1 protein-coding gene is annotated in these 285 nt (G+C 45.6%); it reads right to left on the bottom strand.

The window, feature by feature from the left end:
* Positions 1–285, bottom strand: a 285-nt coding sequence (locus K6T82_RS24290) for a hypothetical protein (protein ID WP_223711627.1), incomplete at both ends; no start/stop codon positions are given.

The following is a 285-nucleotide window of genomic DNA, read 5'->3' on the forward strand; positions in this document are numbered from 1 at the left end:
TTGAAACCCTATCCCAGGTGTGGAGATCAACTCCTTTAAACCGTTTAAATGTATCATTATCCCGGGTCTCCGTTTCAACAAGCCATAAATTCATATTCCCTTTGCCGCTTGAAACAACTTTTGAGAACGCATCGAGATCGATCCCCTGAGAGAAATCCAGTTCAAATGCACCCATCTTCTTATCTCTCAGATCCGTCGCCTCTTCGATAGCCTCCTCATACGTTCTTGCTGTGGTGATGATCGACAGGAGAACCTCGTCGATGTCTTCGGCTTTCTGAATGGTGA

Source organism: Flavobacterium potami, assembly GCF_020026915.1.
Lineage (GTDB): Bacteria > Bacteroidota > Bacteroidia > Flavobacteriales > Flavobacteriaceae > Flavobacterium > Flavobacterium potami.